A 19577-nucleotide genomic window follows, 5' to 3' on the forward strand; every position below is an offset into this window, starting at 1 on the left:
CCCCCGCCCCCTCGCCGGGGCCGCGAGTGGCGCCGATGGCGTCCGCCGGCCGGGACCGCTTAGGTCCCGGCCACTCAGCGGGGCTGCGGGTCGAGCAGGGCCAGGGCTTCCTCATGCGCGCGAGGTAGGCACTCCACCCACATCAGGAACCGTCCGGCGAGCACATCGCTGCGCAACGCCCGGACGATCCGACAGTGCAGGATCGCCAGACGAGGCGACAGATGCGGTGAGAGCGGCACGAGGACGGCCTCGCGCCCCGGCCCAAGCTGCGCGGCCGTCTCGCCGTTCCGGAACACCATGCGCAGCTCGTGGGCGACGCCGATGGCGCGAGCCAGCTTCCGCCACGGTTCGCAGCCACCTGCAAGGTCGAGCATGACCAGGCAGTGCGTTTCGGAGGGTCCTCGCCCGTCCAGGTCGCCGGCCGCGTACAGCTCGCTCAGGCGCGCGCGCATGTACGAGACCGTCATCAGTCCCGTCAGCGGATCCCGGCACGGCTCCGCCGTCAGTGGTGCGAGCGCGACGTCCGCCCAGCCCTCGGCCATCCGCCGGACGAGTTCCAGCGGCGGTTGCGATCCGTCCAGAACGTCGAAGAACGCACCCAGGTCTACCAGCGTCTCGCCAACGCCGATTCCGGCCGCGCCGCGTTCCTGGCCTAGTCGCATGCACGCGTCCGCAAGGGCGTCCCAATGCCGGGCCGTGTTGCGTGCCGCGCTGGCGAGCTCTTCTACGGCGGGGGCCCACCAATCGCCCGGCGGTCCCCATCCCGCCGCGGCGCTTTGCCGCCGCCATGCCTCCACGAGGAGACTCGCCGGATTGTCGCCGGAAGCTCCCGGCACCTGCGCCGAGCTCCGCAGTCCGGTCCTACGCACACCCGATCACCTGCTCGTTCGTCGGTCGTATCGGAGGGTGGACTGTCCCTTCGGTGCGTCCTCCCAGACCTATGACGCGGAAGCGGTTTAGTCATGACGCGGTTTGCGGAATCATTCCCCGCGACGTTTCGTGGTCAAGCCGTCACCTACAGCTTCCATAGGTGGGGGTGACCGCGCGACGCTCCGTCCCCGGATTTCCTTGGTGGACGCTCCATGCCTTGCTTCGACCTGGAGGATCCGTGAGCGAAACCGCGTTCGAGGTGGCCCCGGCCGGGGACGGCGGGGGCGAGGCCAGCGACGCGGCACTCATCTCACGGATCCGTGAAGGCGACCTCACGGCGTATGGCGAGCTGTACGAGCGGCACGTGAACGCGGCGCGCGCGCTGGCGCACCACCTGGTCACCGGGGACGCCGCGGAGGACGCCGTCCAGGACGCGTTCGCGAAGATCCTGGACGTGCTGCAGCGCGGCGGCGGCCCTCAGTCGGGATTCCGGCCGTACCTGCTGACGTCGGTCCGGCGGACGGTGTACGACCGCTACCGGGGTGAGAAGCGCCTGCAGAGCACCGACCAGATCGAGCTCTTCGACCCAGGCACGCCCTTCGTGGACTCGGCCCTGGAGGGCCTGGAGCGCTCGATGATCGTGCGCGCGTTCAGGTCGCTGCCGGAGCGCTGGCAGGCCGTCCTGTGGCACACCGAGGTGGAGGGAGCGAAGCCCGCCGAGGTGGCGCCACTGCTCGGCCTCACGGCCAACGGTGTCGCGGCGCTCGCCTATCGCGCGCGTGAAGGACTGCGTCAGGCGTACCTGCAAATGCACCTGGCGACCTCGTATGGCTCCATGCCTGAGGAGTCTGCTGCGACCCGCTTGCCCGATTCCCGCGATTCCGAGGAGTCGGCTCCTGCGCGCGCGATCTCTCGAAGCGGTGTCGCGTTCACGGGCGGGGTCTCAAGCCCACCTTCCACTCCAGAAGCACTACCGGCGACGACCTTGGCGTTCGCCAACACACCGGTCGTCGTGGACGAGAAGTGCCGTCCCATCCTGGAGATGCTGGGCGCGTACGTGCGTGGGGGGCTCGCCAAGCGAGACACGCGACGCGTCAAAGGGCACCTTGCCGACTGTGAACACTGCAAAGGGCTCTACGTCGAACTCGCCGACATCAACACCGCGCTGCGCGAGGCCCTCGGCCCGCTCGTTCTTGGTGGCGCGGTCACCGCGTACCTTACGGCGGCCAAAGGCGGCGCCGTCGGAGGTGGCCTTTGGACCTGGTTCCGGCACCTGCCGAAGCGACAGCAGCAGGCGCTGAGCGCGGGCGGTGTCGCTGCGGTCGTGGCAGCGGCAATCGCACTCGCCATGAACCTCGCCTCCAACAGCCAGCCGCTTACGCACGCGCACAAGCCGGTGTTGGCGGCGCCGCATGCAGCTCCCCCGGCGCCGCCCGCGAAACCGAAACCGCCCGCCGCGAAGCCTCAGCCCCCGCACCCCAAGCCCAAACTCATCCCGCCTAAGCCCGCTCCCAAGGCGAGGCCCAACCAGCGGCCGCCCAAGCCGGAAGTCCCCGTGCCCGCGATTCCCGCGAAGCTGGACGTCAATATCGGCCCTGTCGGGGCGCTCCTGCACAACCAGCCGGGCATTGTCGGGATGACCGTCCACAACTCCGGCGGCCAGACGGACGACCTTCTCGCGGACGTCGCGCTTCCTCCGGAGGTCTCCTATGCAGGGGCCGCCACCGGACGTCGCAGTGTTCTTTTCAAGCCGCTCGTGCCGGCAGGGGACGGCTGGTCCTGCCGCCCTGTTCAGGCCCCGACGGGCAGCGTTCGCTGCACGCACGCCGCGCTGCCCAAGGATCAGAGCACCTCGGCCTACCTGCGGGTCCAGGTCGGCAATACGGCGCCTGTCGGGCGGCCTCCCACAGTCACCCTCCACTCGGGAAAGCAGAAGGTCGCGGCGAAGGCGTCCTGGGGAGTCGTCAAAGGCGGGATGCCCGCACGGTTCGCCACGGACGGCAAAGCCAGCGTCGTGTCTGTAGGCAACTCCCTACTCAGTTGCGACGAAACCAAGCCGAGGTGCAGGCAAGCACTGAATCGCCAAGGCGACGAGCAGGACGACGACTTCTGGAACATGCAGCCTGTGGACCGCGACGACGACCCGTCCACCAAGTCGTCGAGTGCAGCGCGCCTAGACCTTCCGAAGGGCTCGTCCGTTCTGTGGGCGGGCATGTACTGGTCCGGTGTGGCGAAGGGCTCGGACGTAGGTCCGGTCACCGCTCGCCTGCGTCCGCCTAACGGCAAGTACGAGACAGTGAAGCCAAGCGATGTGCAGAGCGGCCGCCTCCCGGACTTCACCGCTTACCAGGCGTTCGCGGACGTCACGAATCTCGTGCGCGCGCACGGGGGCGGCGAATGGTGGGGAGCTGACGTCCCGACCGTTACAGGAGCCTCGCACTATGCGGGGTGGAGCCTGGTCGTCGCCGTGAAGGATCCGGCTGCCCCGCTTCAGCAGATCGTGGTTCTGGATGGTCCGCGCGCGCTCAGTTCCGGGGGAGACCGCAGCACGGACATCCCGCTTAGCGGACTCGACCCTGCGGCCCGTCCCGCGCACATCGGGGTTGTCGGTTGGGAAGGCGACGCCGGCCTCAAGGGCGACCGGGTTCTCTTGGACGGCCGTCCGCTCACGCCTAATACGGGCACCCGTGCGGCGGACAACGTCTTCGACAGCTCCTCCCTTGGCGCGGTCGGACCGCAGTTGACGTTCGGCACGGATGTGGACGACTTCACAGCCGTCCTTGGCCGCCGTTCGAAACTCTCTGTGGAAACTAAGGACGACGCCGTGCTTCTGGGCGTAGTCACAGTAAGTGCGCCTATGCGGAGCTGACGTCCGCACCGGTCCGCACGCGACCATCTGACGTCTGACGTGCGCGAACCACGGTCGCACCATGGGCGGGTCATGAGCTCTGAGGACGACTCGCCCGCATTGGACCGTGTGCCGGGAGTTTCCGTAAAGATCATGGACGAAGCATTAGGGACCGACCGGAACGGCTGGTAGCGTCCGCGCAGGAGCGGCCCGTTCGACGGACGGGACGCGCGTGGGAGCACGGGCCACCAGGGGGCTCGCGCACGGCGGACTGTCGTGAAAGAGTGTCGAATCGCCGTATTGGCCTACCGGTCTTACGGGCTTCACTACGCTAAGAACGCCCGGGGTCTTCGACCGGCCCACGTCCGTAAGCCAGGAGAGCGGGCCCGATGAGGGTGCCCCATGCCGACCTCGCCACCGGGTGGGAGCCGCATGAGGTCCCGTGTTGACGAAAGGCGGAGCCGCATGGATCGCTGTGCGCTGTTCGTAGACGCCGGCTACCTGCTGGCGGACGGCGCCATGGCGGTGCACGGCACACGCCATCGCGAGGCCGTGTCCTGGGACTTCGGCGGCCTGTTGCAGTTGCTGGGCAACCTCGCGCGCGAGCGCACGAGCCTGCCCATGCTGCGCTGCTACTGGTACGAGGCGACGGTCGAGGGACGCCGCGCTCCCGAGCACGAGGCGCTCGCCGACCTGCCCGGCCTCAAGCTGCGGCTCGGCCGCGTCCGTCCCGGCCGCCGTGAGGGCGTCGACACCGAGATCCACCGCGACCTGATGGCGCTCGCCCGCAACGGCGCGCTCGCCGACGCGGTCGTGGTCAGCGGCGACGAGGACCTCGCCCAGGTCGTCGCGGACGCGCAGGACCTCGGCGTCCGCGTGACCGTCGTGCACGTCGCCGTCGACGGCAACTGGACGATCTCGCGCGTGCTGCGGCAGGAATGCGACGACCTCATCGAGATCGGCTCCGGCCACCTGCGCCCGTACGTCAACCTGCTGACCGGCATGGACGGCGCGAGCGGCACCGGCGGCTCCTCGACGACGCCCGCCCCCCTGGCGAACGGGCACGGCAACGGCCATGGCGGCGTCGGCACGGGCACGCTCAGCCCCCTCCACTCCAGCACGCACAGCAGCCCTCCGCCGTCGTCCCCGATCACCTCCCCGCCCTCGCACATGAGCTCGGCCGGGCTCGACGGCGGAAGCGGCCTCGGATCCGGTATGCCGAGCCTCGGCGCCGGAACCCCCCCGTCGCTCGGCGCGGGCACGGGCGGGCTCGGTTCGGGCGGGCTCGGTTCGGCCGGCCTCGGATCGTCCGTTCCTGGGCTCGGAGCGTCCGCCTCCGGGCTCGGCTCGTCCCCGCCCGGTCTCGGGACGGGATCGCTCGGTTCGTTCGGTACGAGCGGTCTGGGCTCGTCCAGCACCTCGAGCTCGCCGTCCGGCATCCCCTCGCCTCTGCACGCGGCTCCCACGCCCGGCCCGTCCGCCACCAAGGCGCCCACGTCGCCGCCGCCGTCCACCGGGCCGCTCTACAGCTCGTCGCCCTCACCGACGACGCCGCCTACGGCGCCTCCGCCGTCCTTGCCACCGACGGCGTCCCAGCCGCACGGCCCCTACACGGGCCCGCAGCAGATCTCGCCGTTGCCCATCCCGGCGCAGAGCGCGCCGAGCCTCTCGGACGCAGTGAAGGCCGCTCACCAGGAGGGGCAGGACTTCGGCGAGTCCGTCGCCCGCGACGCGCCCGCGCTGTGGCTCGAGGCCGTTCTCGCGCGCAAGCCGCGCATGCCCTCCGATCTGGAGGCCCGCCTACTCCAGGGTTCGTCGCTCCCCATCGACTTCCTTCTCCATGACGAGGTGCGGCACGCCCTCCGCCGCGGTTTCTGGGACGCCCTGGAACGCTCGCGCCGCTGAATCGTCCGCGCGCCCGCGAAAGCGCAGGTCCACGTCCGTTCAGGGCGTCGTCGACGCGTCCGTCCAGGCGGTTCCGCCGTGGGTGCGAACGACCGTCACCGCACGGGTTCGACCCGCCTTGCCCGTGTTCACACCCCCGATGACCTGCGGGAAACGCGAATTCATCAGCGATCATCCGAGATTCGCCCGCTTCGGGCATGCGACGCCGGGTAGCGTTGAGGCGTGACGCATGTGACGGAAGACGATCTCGACGATCTGGAGTTCGACACGCTGCGCACGGGCGATCACATCGCGGCGGCACGGCGGCTGGCCGAGCTCGCCGACGCCGTGTCGGGCGGGGTGTCACGCGCCAACGTGCTGCTGCGCGCGGGCGAGCAGTGGCAGCACGCCGGCGAACACGACCGCGCCGCCCAGTTCTACCGCCGCGCGGTGGAGGACGGCGGCGAGACCTACGGCGACCCGCGCGCGTATCTGGCCGACGCCCTGTTCGAGCTGGGACACGTCGCCGAGGCCCGCGCCCTGGTGCGCGACATCCGGTCGGACGAGCCGCGCGACCCCGAGGTGTACCGCGCGGTCTCCGAGACGCTCTACGCGCACGGCGACGTCCTGGGCGCGCACGAGTGGTCGACGACCGGTGTGGACGTCGTCCTGGCGCTGCGCGACCGTGCCGCGGGGAGGCGCCCGGCGGGGCCCGGCGGTGAGGCGGTCGACGTCGACGACGCGGCGCTCGCCGAGGACAGCCTCGAGGCGCTGCTCCGGCTCCGCTATCGCGCGCGCATGGACCTCGGCCGTCCCGAGGACGACTACGACGCGATGCTCGACGACCTGCTCAAGAACGCCGACTCCTGACCCGGGCGACAGCGACCACTCTCCTCATCAACCCCTCTGACCTGCGCGAACAGCGTCGCGTGAGGACGTCGTCGCGGTTTGTCAGAGGGTGGCGATAAGTTCGCCGAGGGTCTGGGCGACGGCGGCGGGCGGCTCGTGTTCGACGACCGTCCAGCCGCGCAGCGACGCCTCGCGGACGGCCTGGTCGTGGGAGTCCGCGCCGTCCCGGGGTGGGGTGGCGGTGCGGTCCGCGTGGGTGCGCAGGTAGCCGCAGGGCGCGTCGGGCCAGTCGGCGGGCACCGGTGCCGGTGGCGCGGCCTTGGCCTGCCCGGGCGGCGTGCCGTTCCGGTGGAGCACCTGTCCGTTCACGTGGACGTGCGGGTGCGCGTCGCCCGTCCCGTGCGTGTTGGCGAGGCCGTGCGCGTTGGGAAGCCCGTGCGCGTTGGCGTGTGCGGGGGCCGGTGAGGGCGGCTGAGCGTTTTCCGTCGCGTGCGTGTGGTTCTGGAAGGCTCGAGCGTTACGAGGGAGGGAGGCGTCCACGAAGACGTAGGCACCGACTGGACGGTGCGCCGCGCGCTGCGCCGACGCGATCGCCGGGAGAAGCGGGCCCGACGAGCCATGGCCGACGAGGACGAGCGGGACGTCCGGGGCGGTCGCGGCGATGATGAGGGAGGCGCGGGCGACGTAACCCACGCCTTCCAGGTCCGGAATGTCGGGGGTGACGACGTCGAAGCCGTACGAGCGCAGCATCTCGGGCAGGTCGCCCCAGGCGTCGGCGCTCGCGTGCGGGGTGTGCAGCAGGACGAGGGTTCCGGGCGTCACGTCTGCGTCATCCTGACTCCGTGTGAACCGTGCCGGACCCGGCGCGGAACGCGCCAGGTCGCGCGGGTCGCGCGGGCCGCGCCGCGCCTGACTCCGAGTGGACCGTGGACACGGTCGGCCGCGTCCTCGTCCTCGTCCTCGCGTTCGGCGAGCTGAGCGCGGGCAAGGGACGTGGGGCCGCGGCGGCCGTCGGCTGCCCACCGTACACGTCCGCGCCGTCCGCGCGCCGTGCGCAACGGCGGTCCCTCCGCGATCACCGCACGATCACTCCGCGGCCCAGATCCGGTCGGCGAAGGCGAGGAAGTTGGCGCCCATGACCTTGGCGATGCGGTCCTCCCGCCAGCCCTCGCGTTCGAGCAGGCGCGCGAGGCGGCGGAACTGGTCGGGGCCGGTCAGGTCCGGGACGAACGGGAGCGTGTCCGGGGCCTCGCCGGTCGCGCCGGATCCGGTGCGGGCGCGCTCGGCGACCTCCTCGGCGAGCCGGACGCGGTACTCGTCGAGGTCGTCGATCGCGGTGACCGCGCCGTCGGTGCCGATGCCGACATGGTCCTCGCCGCACACGTTCACCGCGTGCGCGAGGTGCGCGACGACGTCCTCGGCGGTGGCGCGCCCGGACGGGTTCAGGAACGGCATGAAGTAGACGCCGACGAACCCGCCGCGCTCGGCGACCTGGCGGAGTTCGGCGTCGGTCTTGTTGCGCGGCAGGTCGGTGAGGGCGCGGCAGCCGGTGTGGTTGATCGACACGGGCCGGGTGGAGTGCGCGATCGCGTCGAGGCAGGTGCGTTCGCCGCTGTGCGACAGGTCCACCATGAGCCGCTGCTCGTTCAGCGCGTCCACGACGTCGCGGCCGAAGGGGGTGAGGCCGCCGCCGGACGCGTCCATGCAGCCCGAGCCGAGCTGGTTGGCCGGGTTGTAGGTGAGCTGGACGATGCGCACGCCCAGCTCGGCGAGCGTGGCGACACGTCCGGGGTCGTCGCCGGTCTGGACCGCGTTCTGGAGGCCGTAGATCACGCCGACGCGTCCCTCGCGTCCGGCCCGGCGGACGTCGTCGGCGGTCAGGACCTTCAGCAGGCTCTCCGGGCGGGCGGCGATCAGGTCGTCCCAGACGGAGATCTCGTCGAGGGTGTGCTCGAACGGCGGGAAGTCGCCCATGACGTAGCCGAGCGTGACGTTCACGGCGGTCAGGCCGGACGCGCGGGCGTCGGCGAGCGCACGCTCGTCGATCACCAGGTCGCGGCTGGTCGCGGACGGTCCGTCGGCGAGTCCGGCGTTGGGGTTGTCCAGGCCGCCGAGCGCGTTGATGATCATTGATGGTCCTTCCGGTGGCCGTGTCGGGGGCGGAGCCTGAGCGAGCCGGGGCCGAGGCCAGGCGTGTCGGGGCGGAGGCTAGGCGAGCCGGGGCGGAGGCTAGGCGAGCCGTGTGTTCAGGGCGTGGGCGTGGCCGCGTTTCACGACCAGTTCGGCGGTGCACAGGTTGTGGATATCGCGGAGCGGGTCGTCCGCGAGGACGAGCAGGTTGGCGAGCTTTCCGGGCTCGACCGTGCCCATCTCGTGTTCGGCCGCCAAGGCGCGCGCGCCCACGAGGGTCGCCGAGCGGATCGCCTCCAGCGGCGTGAATCCGCATCGTTCGACTAGGAACGCGACCTCGTCCAGGACGGGCGGGTGGTCGCGCTCAGGGTCGGGATCGCTGTCGGTGCCCGTCGACACTTCCACGCCTGCGCGATGGGCCTGTGCCGTGAGGACGGCGGCGAGTTCCCCTGAGGGGGACTCCGGGTTCCACATGCTGCCGGTCGCGTCGAGGACGGTTCCTCGTGCGCGCATGTGGGCGAACAGGGCCGCCACGGCCGGATGAGCGCCGTCCATGAAGCGCGCGTGGTCGATCGGCGGCTTGTCCGCGTAGGTCGTGAGCGGCCGGGACGGCTCCTGGAACGCCAGCATCGTGACGTGCGAGACGGCGTCCACGCCCGCGCGGACTACCTCGGCGGGCGTGGCCGGGAAGACGGCGGCGTGCGCCCAGACCCGCAGGCCCTGGCGGTGCGCCTCGGCCGTCAGCGCCGCGACGGTCTCGCCCGGCAGATCGGCGTAGATCTTGATCGCGGTGGCGTGCGTGCCCCGTGCGAGGGCGACCGCGAGCCGCAGGTCGGTGTCCGGCGCGATCGCCTGCATCCAGGGCACCGCGCCGGGCGTCTCGCCCTGGCTGACCTGCGCCGTCCGGGGATCGTCGAAGAAGGACGGCCCGGCCGTCAGCGCCGCGTACCGGACGTCCGGCGCGGCGATCTCGCCGACCCGGGCGGCGCGCGCGACGTCGGCGATCTGGCGCAGGTCGTCGGCCATGATCCGGATCGCGGTGACCCCGCCGCGCAGGTCGCGGCGCAGCGTCGCCTCGGCGAGCGGCCGGTCCGGCGGTGTCGCGAGGTGCTGGTGGGTGTCGATCAGGCCGGGCAGGACGAACCGTCCGGCGAGGTCCACGACCCGCGCGCCCGCGGGAGCCGACACGGACGCGTCGGGCCCCACCTCCGTGATCCGTTCCCCGGACACCACGACGCTCGTGCCCGGACGGGCCGGCGCGCCCGTGCCGTCCACGAGCGCACCTCCCCGGTAGACGACGGTCTCGGCGGCGGCGGGCGGGGCGTGCGGCGTCGGGGCGCCGGGAGGGGTGACACTCACCTCACCATCATGGACCCGCAGGTCAAGAGCCGTGTCCGCAGCCCCGTCGCCCGGTTCGGTCCGCCCGGGGCAATACAGTGCTCAGCGTGAGCGATCGTGATGACCTGCTGGAAGAGATCAAGGCCAAGGCCGTGGTGCACGGCGACTTCGTGCTGTCCTCCGGGCGGCGGGCGTCCTGGTACGTGGACCTGCGCCGGGTCACCCTGGACGGCGCGGTCGCGCCGCTGGTCGGCCGGGTGATGCTGGACGCCACGTCCGACCTGGAGTACGACGCCGTCGGCGGGCTCACGCTCGGCGCGGACCCGGTCGCGACCGCGATGCTGCACGCCGCCGCCGCGCGGGGCCGCAAGCTGGACGCCTTCGTCGTCCGGAAGGCCGACAAGCAGCACGGGCTCCAGCGCCGCATCGAGGGCCCGGACGTCGCCGGACGCCGCGTCCTCGCGGTCGAGGACACCTCGACCACGGGCGGCTCCGTCATGACCGCCGTCGAGGCGCTGCGCGCGGCGGGCGCCGAGGTCGTCGCCGTCGCCACGATCCTGGAGCGCGGCGCGGCCGACCGCATCGCCGCCGAGGGCCTCGAGTACCGCCACCCCTACGCCGTCACCGACCTCGGCCTCGACTGACCACCGACTGGCCACTGTCCGGCCTGACCGGAACGGCCTCGTATGACACGGCACGCCCCGCGGAACCGACGTTCCGCGGGGCGTGTCTCGTGGTCGCAGGGGTCGGCGGCCGGAAGGCCGCCGGGACGATCGTGGAGGGTGGCGCGGACGGTCAGCGGGACGTGATCGGCGGGAGGCCGGTCTTCCCGTCCGTCAGCACTTGTCGACGAACCAGGTGCCGCGCTCGCCGCTCGTCTTGCGGGGCTGCACCTTGCCGCAGATGGTGACCTGGACGGCCCCGCCGTCCGAGGCGACCACGTTCAGCGGCGCGTCCTCGATCTTGCGGCCCTCGCCGGGATTGAGCATGCCCTGGGCCAGCACCTTGTTCGAGCCGGCGACCGTCACCAGGACGCTGGTCGCGGGCCCGACCACCTTGATGACCAACGGGGTCGAGGCGTTCGCCTTCTCCCCGCCCGACTGCTGCGATCCGCCGGGCGACGACGCACCGGCGGACTGCCGCGGCTTGGAGTCGTCCCCCGTATTCACCGCATTGAACAGCGCGATACCGCCGACGACGAGCAGCGCCACGACGGCCACGACGGCCAAGGCCGCGAGGAGAATGCGCGCTAGACCACGAGGGTCCGACCGATGACGTCCCACATGCGGAGGTTAGCGATAACTGTCGCCGCTGAGCGACGGGCGTGACTGTTCAGGGCCATTCTTGTTCGGACCGTTGCCCGGACCGCCACGGTGCTTACCCTTCTGAGGGCGCCCGCCGCCCGGCTGCTCGGTGGGCGCGCCACCGCCGTGACCTGCGCCATAGCCTCCCCCGCCGTAACCGGCGTCCTGGCCGGTGCCGTAGCCGGATCCCTGGGGGCCTCCAAAGCCGCCGCCCTGATTTCCATAGCCGCCCTGGCCGGGAGTCTGGTTTCCGTAGCCGCCGCCGTGGCCGCCGCCCTGGCCACCCTGGCCGCCGTAGCCGCCGCCCTGGCCACCCTGGCCGCCGTAGCCGCCCCCCTGGTCGCCATAGCCACCGCTCGGGGCGCCCTGGCCGCCGTAGCCGCCCTGCTGGCCGCCGTAGCCGCCGCCACCCTGGCCACCCTGGTAACCGCCGCCCTGGCCGTATCCGCCGCCCTGACCGCCCTGGTAGCCGCCGCCCTGCGAACCGCCCTGGTAGCCGCCGTAGCCGCCCGGCTGGCCCGCGCCCTGGCCGCCGTAGCCGCCGCTGCCCTGAGGGGCAGCGCCGTAGCCGCCATCCTGGCCGCCGCCACCGAAACCGCCGTCGTGACCCCCGCCATAGCCGCCGCCATAGCCGAAGCCGCCCTGACCGCCGTCCTGGTCACCGCCGCTGTTGTCGTCCTTACCGTTCTTGCCCCGGCCTTTCAGCACCTCGCGGGCGACCGGGATCATGGACGCCACGACCGCCAGCAACACGACCGGCAGCACGTACTTGTCGATGCCCTTGACCCGCGAGCCCAGGTAGTGACCGGCGATGATGATCGACTCGGTCCACAGCACGGCGCCGACGGCGTTCCACAGGAAGAACGTGCGGGCGGGCATCTCCAGCGTCCCGGCGAGCGGGTTCAGGAACGTCCGGACGACCGGGATGAAGCGGGCCAGGACGACCGCCTTGGCCGGGCCGAACTTGTTGAAGTAGTACTCGGCCTTCTCCACGTGCTCCGGCCGGATCAGCCGGGAGTTCGGCCGGTCGAACAGCCGCCGCCCGTACCGCGCGCCGAGCCAGTGCCCGACCTGCGCGCCCGCGATCGCGCACACCGGCGCGCCGATCATGAGCAGGGGCAGGGGCATCTGGGTGATGCCCGCTCCGTGCGCGGCGGTCGCCGTGCTGAAGAGCCCCGCCGCGAACAGCAGCGTGTCGCCGGGCAGGAAGAAGCCCACCAGCAGGCCCGTCTCGGCGAAGATGACGGCGAAGATCCCGAACACTCCGAAAGTGGAGATCAGATCGTTGGGATCAAGAGGATTAAGGGCGAGGTCCACGCCGCGAGCCTACCCGGACGCCCCCATACGGCCGGTGTAAAGCGGAAGGCCGATCTTGACCGGTTTGTCCGTGGACACCCCGGTCCGGCCCCCGGAGTGGCCTGATCTGTGGAATCCGAGATACTGGCAAGGTGGCGCCCCACCCCCGCGGGTCGGGCCAGGACCAGAGACGACGACAGCACACGGTGCCGCCGGGATCCGGCCGGAAAGGACGCTGAACCATGCCCATCGCCAGCCCTGAGGTCTACGCGGAGATGCTCGACCGCGCCAAGCGCGACGGCTTCGCCTACCCCGCGATCAACGTGACGTCCAGCCAGACGCTGAACGCCGCGCTGCGCGGTTTCGCGGAGGCCGAGAGCGACGGGATCGTCCAGGTCTCGACCGGCGGCGCGGAGTACCTGTCCGGTGCGACCGTGAAGGACATGGTCGTCGGCGCGACGGCGCTCGCCGAGTACGCGCGCGTGGTGGCCGACAAGTACCCGGTCAACATCGCGCTGCACACCGACCACTGCCCGAAGGACAAGCTGGACGGGTTCATGCGTCCGCTGGTGAAGATCTCCCAGGAGCGCGTGGCGCGCGGCCAGGAGCCGCTGTTCCAGTCGCACATGTGGGACGGCTCGGCCGTGCCGCTGGCGGAGAACCTGGAGATCGCGCAGGACCTGCTCGAGCAGTGCCGCCAGGCCCGCGTGATCATGGAGATGGAGATCGGTGTCGTCGGCGGCGAGGAGGACGGCGTCGCGAACGAGATCAACGAGAAGCTGTACACCACGACCGACGACGCCATCGCGACCGCCGAGGCCGTCGGCCTGGGCGAGCAGGGCCGCTACATCCTGGCCGCGACCTTCGGCAACGTCCACGGCGTGTACAAGCCGGGCTCGGTGAAGCTGCGTCCGGAGGTCCTCAAGGAGATCCAGGACGCGGTCGGCGCCAAGTACGGCAAGCAGAGCCCGTTCGACCTGGTCTTCCACGGCGGTTCGGGCTCGACGCTCGAGGAGATCCGCGAGGCCGTGTCCTACGGCGTGGTGAAGATGAACATCGACACCGACACCCAGTACGCGTTCACCCGCCCGGTGGCCGCGCACATGTTCAGCCACTACGACGGCGTCCTCAAGGTGGACGGCGAGGTCGGCAACAAGAAGCAGTACGACCCGCGCGCCTGGGGCAAGGCGGCCGAGACGAACATGGCCGCCCGCGTCGTCACCGCCTGCGAGGACCTGCTCTCCGCCGGCAAGAAGATCAAGTAACACCGCACGCGTCCCGTAGACGGGGTCCGGCCGCCTTCGCGTGGCCGGACCCCGTCCGCGTTCCCGTCCGCCGCGAGAGCCCGTCACGGCCTGTTCTCCTTGCGGCCCAGGCCGTCCGCCGGACGATCCGTTCGGCGGACGGGAGGGGCCGCTGGGCTTTTCGGACGGTCCGCCTGACGCATCCGTGCGCATCCGCCGGTTCGGGGCCGTTCGGGTGAGGACATGCCCGGATAGGCTCGGTGCGTGGCTCTCCCCCGCACGTACGAGGACCAGAACTGCTCGATCGCCCGCGCTCTGGAGATCGTCGGCGACCGGTGGACGCTGCTGGTGATCCGTAGCGCGTTCGAGGGCGTGCACCGGTTCGACGACTTCCAGGAGGCCCTGGGAGTGGCCCGGAACGTCCTCACCGACCGGCTGTCCCGGTTGTGCGAGGAGGGGCTGCTGCGACGCGTCCGGTATCAGGAGCGGCCGGAGCGCTACGAGTACCGGCTGACCCGCAAGGGCGTCGAACTGTGGCCCGCGATGATGACGCTGCTTCTGTGGGGTGACCGGCACTACGCCCCGGAGGGGCCGCCGATCCTGATCCTGCACTCGGGTTGTGGCGGCGAGCTGACCGCGCGGCTGACCTGCGCGTCCTGCGGTGAGGCCCTCGGCCCGACGGACGTGGACCTGCGTCCCGGCCCCGGCACGCCGCCGTCCGCCTGATCCTCTGCTCCCCTGCCCGGCCGACGATCCGCTCGGGCGACTTCTCCGATATGGGTTGCTTCACGCAACTCCTTGCTGTGCAATGAGTTTTGTGACGCTACTTACAGAGCCCACCCTCATCGACGTCCGGATCCGTCCTTTCGGGAAGGGCGACGACGACCGGCTGCGGAGCATGTCCGGCACCCTGTCGCAGGGCAGCCTGTACACGCGTTTCTTCTCCGGGACGCCCCGCGTCCCGGAGCCCTATGTGTCGATGCTCGGCCGTCTCGACCACTGGAACCGGGACGCCCTCGTGGCGATCTGCGACGACGCGATGGTCGGCATCGCCGAGTACGCGCGTGCGCCGTCCCGCCCGGACGAGGCGGAGGTGGCCGTCCTCATCGCGGACGCATGGCAGCGGCGCGGCCTCGGCGCCCTGCTCATGCGCCTGCTCCTCCCCCTGGCCACACGTCGCGGGATCACCGACTTCCGCGCGGACGTCTGCAGCACCAACCTCGGCGCGCTGGGACTGATCCGGCACACGTGGCCGTCGGCCCGGCCCGTCCGCAGCGGAACGACCTCGACCTTCCTCATGTCCACGTAGATCTTCCCGGCCCCGCCCACGGAGGCCCGGGAACCGTTCCCGGAGCTCGGCGGCACCGGGGGCCCGTTCCGGTCCCGGCCGGAACCTCGGCGGGAGGGCGACCCGGGGTGATGGAGCGCGGGCGTTCCCACCTACGATGACCGGCATGACCCAGAACCTGCTCGGCGGGCCGGCACCGACCGAACTCCCGGACCACCCCGAGGCCCGCGAGGCGCTGGAGAACGGCGTCGATCCGTTCGAGGTGGCCGCGCGCCATCCCGAGTACCCCGGCGCGTGGGCCGAGCTGGCCGACCGCGCGTTCGCGCGGGGCGGGGTGATCGACTCGTACGCGTTCGCGCGCACCGGCTACCACCGCGGCCTGGACCAGCTGCGCCGCGCGGGCTGGAAGGGCCACGGCCCGATCCCCTGGGAGCACGAGCCGAACCGCGGCTTCCTGCGCGCCCTGCACGCGCTCGGCCGCGCCGCCGCCGCGATCGGCGAGGACGCCGAGGCCGAGCGCGTCCGGACCTTCCTCCGCGACAGCAGCGAAACGGCCGCCAAGGCGCTGGCGGAGAACGGAAAGTAAAACCCGCTTAACCCCGCCCCACTGGGCTTTCGGCCCCCTAGGCCACGACGTGCGGTTTCTTCGGCTCCCCGCTACGGGTACGCTTTGATCGCAAGAGGCCCCTTCGCACTTGCGATCAGGGGCCTTCGTCGTGGGAAGGATAAGTGGCATGCCGGCCATCGTTCTTGTCGGAGCCCAGTGGGGAGATGAGGGCAAGGGCAAGGCCACCGACCTGCTGGGTGGCGACGTCGACTACGTCGTCCGCTACCAGGGTGGCAACAACGCCGGCCACACGGTGGTCATCGGCGACAAGAGCTACGCCCTGCACCTGCTCCCGTCCGGAATCCTGTCGGACGACGTGGTGCCCGTCATCGGCAACGGCGTCGTGATCGACCCGGCCGTGCTGCTCCAGGAGATCGACGGACTGGCCGACCGCGGGGTCTCCGCCGACCGGCTCCTGATCTCGGCGAACGCGCACCTGATCATGCCCCACCACCGGGCCCTCGACAAGGTCACCGAGCGGTACCTGGGCAAGGCCCGGATCGGTACCACCGGCCGCGGCATCGGCCCGGCGTACGCCGACAAGATCAACCGGATGGGCATCCGGGTGCAGGACCTGTTCGCCCCGAACATCCTCACCCAGAAGCTGGACCTCTCGCTCCGCGAGAAGAACCAGGTCCTGACCAAGGTCTACAACCGGCGGCGGATCGAGACCGGCCCGATCGTCCAGGAGTACCTGGCCTACGGCGAGCGGCTGCGCCCGTACGTCGCCGACACCACGCTGGTCCTGAACCAGGCGCTGGCCGACGACAAGGTCGTGCTGCTCGAGGGCGCGCAGGGCACGCTGCTCGACATCGACCACGGCACCTACCCGTTCGTCACCTCGTCCAGCCCGACGGCGGGCGGCGCGTGCGCGGGCTCCGGGATCGGCCCCACCAAGATCACCAAGGTGATCGGCATCCTCAAGGCCTACACGACCCGCGTCGGCTCGGGCCCGTTCCCGACCGAGCTGCTGGACGAGTGGGGCGAGTTCCTGCGCACGACCGGCGGCGAGTACGGCGTGACCACCGGCCGCGACCGCCGCTGCGGCTGGTTCGACGCGGTGATCGCCCGCTACGCGACCCGGGTGAACGGCATCACCGACTACTTCCTCACCAAGCTGGACGTGCTGTCCGGCCTGGAGCGGGTCCCGGTCTGCGTCGCCTACGACATCGACGGCGAGCGGGTGGAGGAGCTGCCCGCGAACCAGACCGACTTCCACCACGCCAAGCCCGTCCTGGAGTACTTCGACGGCTGGCAGGAGGACATCACCGGCGCCAAGACCTTCGACGACCTGCCGGCGAACGCCCAGGCGTACGTCCGGGCGCTGGAGGAGCTGTCCGGGGCGCAGATCTCCGCGATCGGCGTCGGCCCGGGCCGCGACCAGACGCTCCAGCTCCGCTCGCTGGTGTCCTGACCCACTGGTGTCCTGACGCTGTCCCAAACCCATTCCGGGCGTCTCCGCGGGGGCGGAGGCGCCCGGGGCCCGCTCCTCGCGGGCGGGCCCGGATTCTGAAGCGCCCCAAGCCGTTCAGCGGCATCTCACCGATCTTTCATCGCGAGATAGGGGCCGCCCGGTAGGTTTCGGGCGTGACGTATTTCGGGGGGACTGTGGAGATCCACGGTCATCGGGGCGCGCGCGGCCTGCGCCCGGAGAACACGCTGCCCGGGTTCGCGCACGCGCTGGAGATCGGCGTCGACGCGATCGAGTTCGACGTCGGCCTGACCTCGGACGGCGTGGTCGTCTGCAACCACGACCAGATGCTCTCGCCCGGCAACCTCGCCGACACCGCCCCGGCCAGGCCGGGCGATCCGCTGTTCCCGTACGTCGGCCGTTCCCTGCGGGAGCTGACGTTCGAGCAGGTCAGGACGGTCGACGCGGGCGTCCGGACGCCGCTGGCGTTCACCGCGACGCAGCGTTCGGTCCCGGGAACGCCGCTGCCGACGCTGGACGAGGCGTGCACGCTGCTCGGCGCCGTCCCGGACGTCCGGCTCGCGGTCGAGCTGAAGACCGATCCCGGCTGGACGGCCCGCGCCGTCGCCCGCTTCACGTCCGCCGTGGCCGAGGTGCTGGGCAGGCACGGCCTGCTCGCCCGGTCCCGGCTGCTGGGGTTCGACTGGCGCGTGCTCTCCGCGGCCGCCCGGTACGCCCCCGGCGCCGGACGGGTCGCCCTGGTCGAGCGGAAGACGCTGCTCCCGGGCACCGAGTGGCTCGCGGGCCTGCCTCCGGAGGATCCGGTGGGCGTCGCCCTCGCGGCGGGCGCGACCATGCTCTCGCCCGAGCATGATCTCGTCACGTCCGCGCTGGTCGATGACGCGCAGGCGCTCGGCCTGCCGGTCACGACCTGGACCGTGAACGACCCGATCGACATGGGCCGCCTCACCGACCTCGGCGTCGACGCGATCGTCACCGACCACCCGGACCGGCTGCGCGCCGTCCTGCGCGCGCGAGGACTCCCCGTCCCGTCCCCCGCCCTCCTGCCCGCCTGAACCGGGGGCCTCCGCGTGCCGGAGGTCCTTCGGGGTGGGTGGGGGTGGTCAGAGCCAGCCGTTGTGGCGGAAGCCCCGGTAGAGGCCGAAGCAGATCGAGGCGATCAGGCCGATGATCATGAAGTAGCCGTACCGCCACTCGAGCTCCGGCATGAACTTGAAGTTCATGCCGTAGATCCCGGCGATCGCGGTCGGGACCATGAAGATCGCGCCCCAGGCGGAGATCTTCCGCATGTCCTGGTTGTCGGCGACGGTGACCTGGGTCATGTGCGCCTGGAGGATGGGGTTCAGCAGCTCGTCGAAGGACTCCACCTGCTCGCGGACGCGGGTGAGGTGGTCCTCCACGTCGCGCAGGTACTCCTTGATCTCGGTCGGCACGAACCGCCGTCCGGACAGGCTGCGCACCGGGCCCGCGAGCGGCCCCACGGCCCGCTTGAGCTGGATGACCTCGCGCTTGAGGCGGTAGATCCGGCGCGACTCGTCGGTGCGCTCGGGGGAGAACACCGCCTCCTCGACCTCGTCCACGTCCTCCTGGATGGCGTCCGCGACGGCGGTGTAGCCGTCCACGACGTGGTCGGTGACGGCGTGCACGACGGCCGCCGGGCCCTGGGCGAGCCGTCCGGCGTTGGCCTCCAGGCGGCGCCGGACGGGGGCGAGCCCGCCGTGCTCCCCGTGCCGGACGGTCACCACGAAGTCGGCGCCGACGAAGACCATGATCTCGCCGGTCTCGACGACCTCGCCGTCCTCGGGATCGCGCTCGACGTACCCGACGGTCTTCATCACCAGGAAGTGGACGTCGTCGTACCGCTCCAGCTTGGGCCGCTGGTGGGCGTGGATCGCGTCCTCGACGGCGAGCGGGTGCAGGCCGAAGACCTCGGCGATCTCCTGGAGTTCGGCGGCCGACGGCTCGTGCAGCCCGACCCAGACGAACCCCGCGCTGCCCTCGCCGGACTCGGCGGGTTCGAGGCGTCCGTCCCGGACGAGGCGGACGGCGTCGCCCACCGAGTCGGTGCACACGCGGTGCCCGTCGATGTAGGCGGCCCAGTCGATGACCGCGCTGTCGCGGGCACAGGACGGGGACGTGGACGACTGGACGCGTCCACGCGGCTTGAACAGGGACATCGTCGCGCGTGTGGGACGGACCCGGGTCATGGCCATGAGGTGCTCCTAACCCCCGGCCACAGCGCGCATGCGCGCTCGACCCGCCTTGTCAGAGCGGGGAGCGCGTGGAGGGCGTGGCCGGACGCCTCGAAAGGGCGATCGGACGGACAGTCCAGCTCGGACTGTGAGGGTTCTCCGGCGAACTGCACGTATCACCAGGAATCATCCCGACCACCTCCTTCCGGACGCGAGGCCACAACCTCTGTAGGCTACCAGCGACATTTAAGACGCGTCGGACAACCACCAGGTTGACGTACCGGTATGTCGCGCT

17 protein-coding genes are annotated in these 19577 nt (G+C 71.3%); 10 read left to right on the top strand and 7 right to left on the bottom strand.

Going from position 1 to position 19577, the window contains the following annotated elements; all coding sequences use genetic code 11:
* Nucleotides 1-74: 74 nt before the first annotated feature.
* Nucleotides 75-662 carry a nucleotidyl cyclase domain-containing protein gene (locus EBO15_RS21000; protein ID WP_122196132.1) on the bottom strand — a complete coding sequence of 196 codons (588 nt, stop codon included), beginning with the start codon at nt 660-662 and terminating at the stop codon, nt 75-77.
* A 446-nt stretch (nt 663-1108) separates the two neighbouring features.
* Between EBO15_RS21000 and EBO15_RS44315 the strand changes: the two genes are divergently transcribed.
* The 3 genes from EBO15_RS44315 to EBO15_RS21015 all read left to right on the top strand — a co-directional run bounded on the left by EBO15_RS44315 (nt 1109) and on the right by EBO15_RS21015 (nt 6472).
* Complete coding sequence (locus tag EBO15_RS44315; RefSeq protein WP_158628310.1) at nt 1109-3739, top strand: sigma-70 family RNA polymerase sigma factor; 2631 nt, start codon at nt 1109-1111, stop codon at nt 3737-3739.
* Between the two features lie 444 nt (nt 3740-4183).
* Entirely contained in the window at nt 4184-5623 is a 1440-nt protein-coding gene (locus EBO15_RS21010) for an NYN domain-containing protein (RefSeq protein ID WP_122196133.1), read from the top strand.
* Between the two features lie 222 nt (nt 5624-5845).
* Nucleotides 5846-6472: a tetratricopeptide repeat protein gene (locus EBO15_RS21015; protein ID WP_233616331.1), complete on the top strand. Its 627-nt coding sequence runs from the start codon at nt 5846-5848 to the stop codon at nt 6470-6472.
* 81 nt (nt 6473-6553) lie between these two features.
* Here EBO15_RS21015 and EBO15_RS45385 read toward each other — a convergent pair whose 3' ends face one another.
* The 3 genes from EBO15_RS45385 to EBO15_RS21030 form a co-directional block, all read right to left on the bottom strand.
* A complete protein-coding gene (locus tag EBO15_RS45385) occupies nt 6554-7273 on the bottom strand; it encodes a hypothetical protein (RefSeq protein ID WP_199744703.1) in 720 nt (239 codons plus the stop codon).
* Nucleotides 7274-7537: 264 nt separating this feature from the next.
* A complete protein-coding gene (locus EBO15_RS21025) occupies nt 7538-8581 on the bottom strand; it encodes a dipeptidase (protein ID WP_122196135.1) in 1044 nt (347 codons plus the stop codon).
* 99 nt (nt 8582-8680) lie between these two features.
* Complete coding sequence (locus EBO15_RS21030; protein ID WP_122196136.1) at nt 8681-9940, bottom strand: amidohydrolase family protein; 1260 nt, start codon at nt 9938-9940, stop codon at nt 8681-8683.
* A gap of 86 nt (nt 9941-10026) precedes the next feature.
* Here EBO15_RS21030 and pyrE point away from each other — a divergent pair, with 86 nt between their 5' ends.
* Nucleotides 10027-10563 carry an orotate phosphoribosyltransferase gene (pyrE, locus tag EBO15_RS21035; protein ID WP_122196184.1) on the top strand — a complete coding sequence of 179 codons (537 nt, stop codon included), beginning with the start codon at nt 10027-10029 and terminating at the stop codon, nt 10561-10563.
* 192 nt (nt 10564-10755) lie between these two features.
* Here pyrE and EBO15_RS21040 read toward each other — a convergent pair whose 3' ends face one another.
* Both EBO15_RS21040 and EBO15_RS46165 read right to left on the bottom strand, forming a co-directional pair.
* Nucleotides 10756-11139 (bottom strand): hypothetical protein, encoded by a 384-nt coding sequence (locus tag EBO15_RS21040; RefSeq protein ID WP_233616338.1) that lies wholly within the window; start codon nt 11137-11139, stop codon nt 10756-10758.
* 72 nt (nt 11140-11211) lie between these two features.
* Entirely contained in the window at nt 11212-12540 is a 1329-nt protein-coding gene (locus EBO15_RS46165) for a DedA family protein (RefSeq protein ID WP_147481595.1), read from the bottom strand.
* A 221-nt stretch (nt 12541-12761) separates the two neighbouring features.
* Between EBO15_RS46165 and fbaA the strand changes: the two genes are divergently transcribed.
* The 6 genes from fbaA to EBO15_RS21085 all read left to right on the top strand — a co-directional run bounded on the left by fbaA (nt 12762) and on the right by EBO15_RS21085 (nt 18145).
* Nucleotides 12762-13784: a class II fructose-bisphosphate aldolase gene (gene fbaA / locus EBO15_RS21060; protein ID WP_122196138.1), complete on the top strand. Its 1023-nt coding sequence runs from the start codon at nt 12762-12764 to the stop codon at nt 13782-13784.
* A 243-nt stretch (nt 13785-14027) separates the two neighbouring features.
* A complete protein-coding gene (locus EBO15_RS21065) occupies nt 14028-14489 on the top strand; it encodes a winged helix-turn-helix transcriptional regulator (protein ID WP_122196139.1) in 462 nt (153 codons plus the stop codon).
* An 82-nt stretch (nt 14490-14571) separates the two neighbouring features.
* Nucleotides 14572-15072, top strand: coding sequence for a GNAT family N-acetyltransferase (locus tag EBO15_RS21070; protein ID WP_199744704.1), 501 nt, complete (start codon nt 14572-14574; stop codon nt 15070-15072).
* Between the two features lie 136 nt (nt 15073-15208).
* Nucleotides 15209-15637, top strand: coding sequence for a DUF3151 domain-containing protein (locus EBO15_RS21075; protein ID WP_122196141.1), 429 nt, complete (start codon nt 15209-15211; stop codon nt 15635-15637).
* A gap of 148 nt (nt 15638-15785) precedes the next feature.
* On the top strand, nt 15786-17072 hold the full coding sequence (locus tag EBO15_RS21080; RefSeq protein WP_122196142.1) for an adenylosuccinate synthase: 1287 nt from the start codon (nt 15786-15788) through the stop codon (nt 17070-17072).
* Between the two features lie 173 nt (nt 17073-17245).
* Nucleotides 17246-18145, top strand: coding sequence for a glycerophosphodiester phosphodiesterase family protein (locus EBO15_RS21085; protein WP_122196143.1), 900 nt, complete (start codon nt 17246-17248; stop codon nt 18143-18145).
* Nucleotides 18146-18193: 48 nt separating this feature from the next.
* Here the strand turns inward: EBO15_RS21085 and corA are convergent, their stop codons facing one another.
* On the bottom strand, nt 18194-19303 hold the full coding sequence (gene corA, locus EBO15_RS21090; protein WP_199744705.1) for a magnesium/cobalt transporter CorA: 1110 nt from the start codon (nt 19301-19303) through the stop codon (nt 18194-18196).
* Between the last annotated feature and the right edge of the window lie 274 nt (nt 19304-19577).

The sequence above is a fragment of the Actinomadura harenae genome (assembly GCF_003696215.1).
GTDB lineage: Bacteria > Actinomycetota > Actinomycetes > Streptosporangiales > Streptosporangiaceae > Spirillospora > Spirillospora harenae.

What these genes read in the sequence shown, in the direction of transcription:
- EBO15_RS21000 (WP_122196132.1), bottom strand. Translation starts at nt 662, where the DNA reads ATGCGACTAGGCCAGGAACGCGGCGCGGCCGGAATCGGCGTTGGCGAG.
- EBO15_RS21010 (WP_122196133.1), top strand. Translation starts at nt 4,184, where the DNA reads ATGGATCGCTGTGCGCTGTTCGTAGACGCCGGCTACCTGCTGGCGGAC.
- EBO15_RS21025 (WP_122196135.1), bottom strand. Translation starts at nt 8,581, where the DNA reads ATGATCATCAACGCGCTCGGCGGCCTGGACAACCCCAACGCCGGACTC.
- fbaA (WP_122196138.1), top strand. Translation starts at nt 12,762, where the DNA reads ATGCCCATCGCCAGCCCTGAGGTCTACGCGGAGATGCTCGACCGCGCC.
- EBO15_RS21070 (WP_199744704.1), top strand. Translation starts at nt 14,572, where the DNA reads ATGAGTTTTGTGACGCTACTTACAGAGCCCACCCTCATCGACGTCCGG.
- EBO15_RS21075 (WP_122196141.1), top strand. Translation starts at nt 15,209, where the DNA reads ATGACCGGCATGACCCAGAACCTGCTCGGCGGGCCGGCACCGACCGAA.
- EBO15_RS21080 (WP_122196142.1), top strand. Translation starts at nt 15,786, where the DNA reads ATGCCGGCCATCGTTCTTGTCGGAGCCCAGTGGGGAGATGAGGGCAAG.
- corA (WP_199744705.1), bottom strand. Translation starts at nt 19,303, where the DNA reads ATGGCCATGACCCGGGTCCGTCCCACACGCGCGACGATGTCCCTGTTC.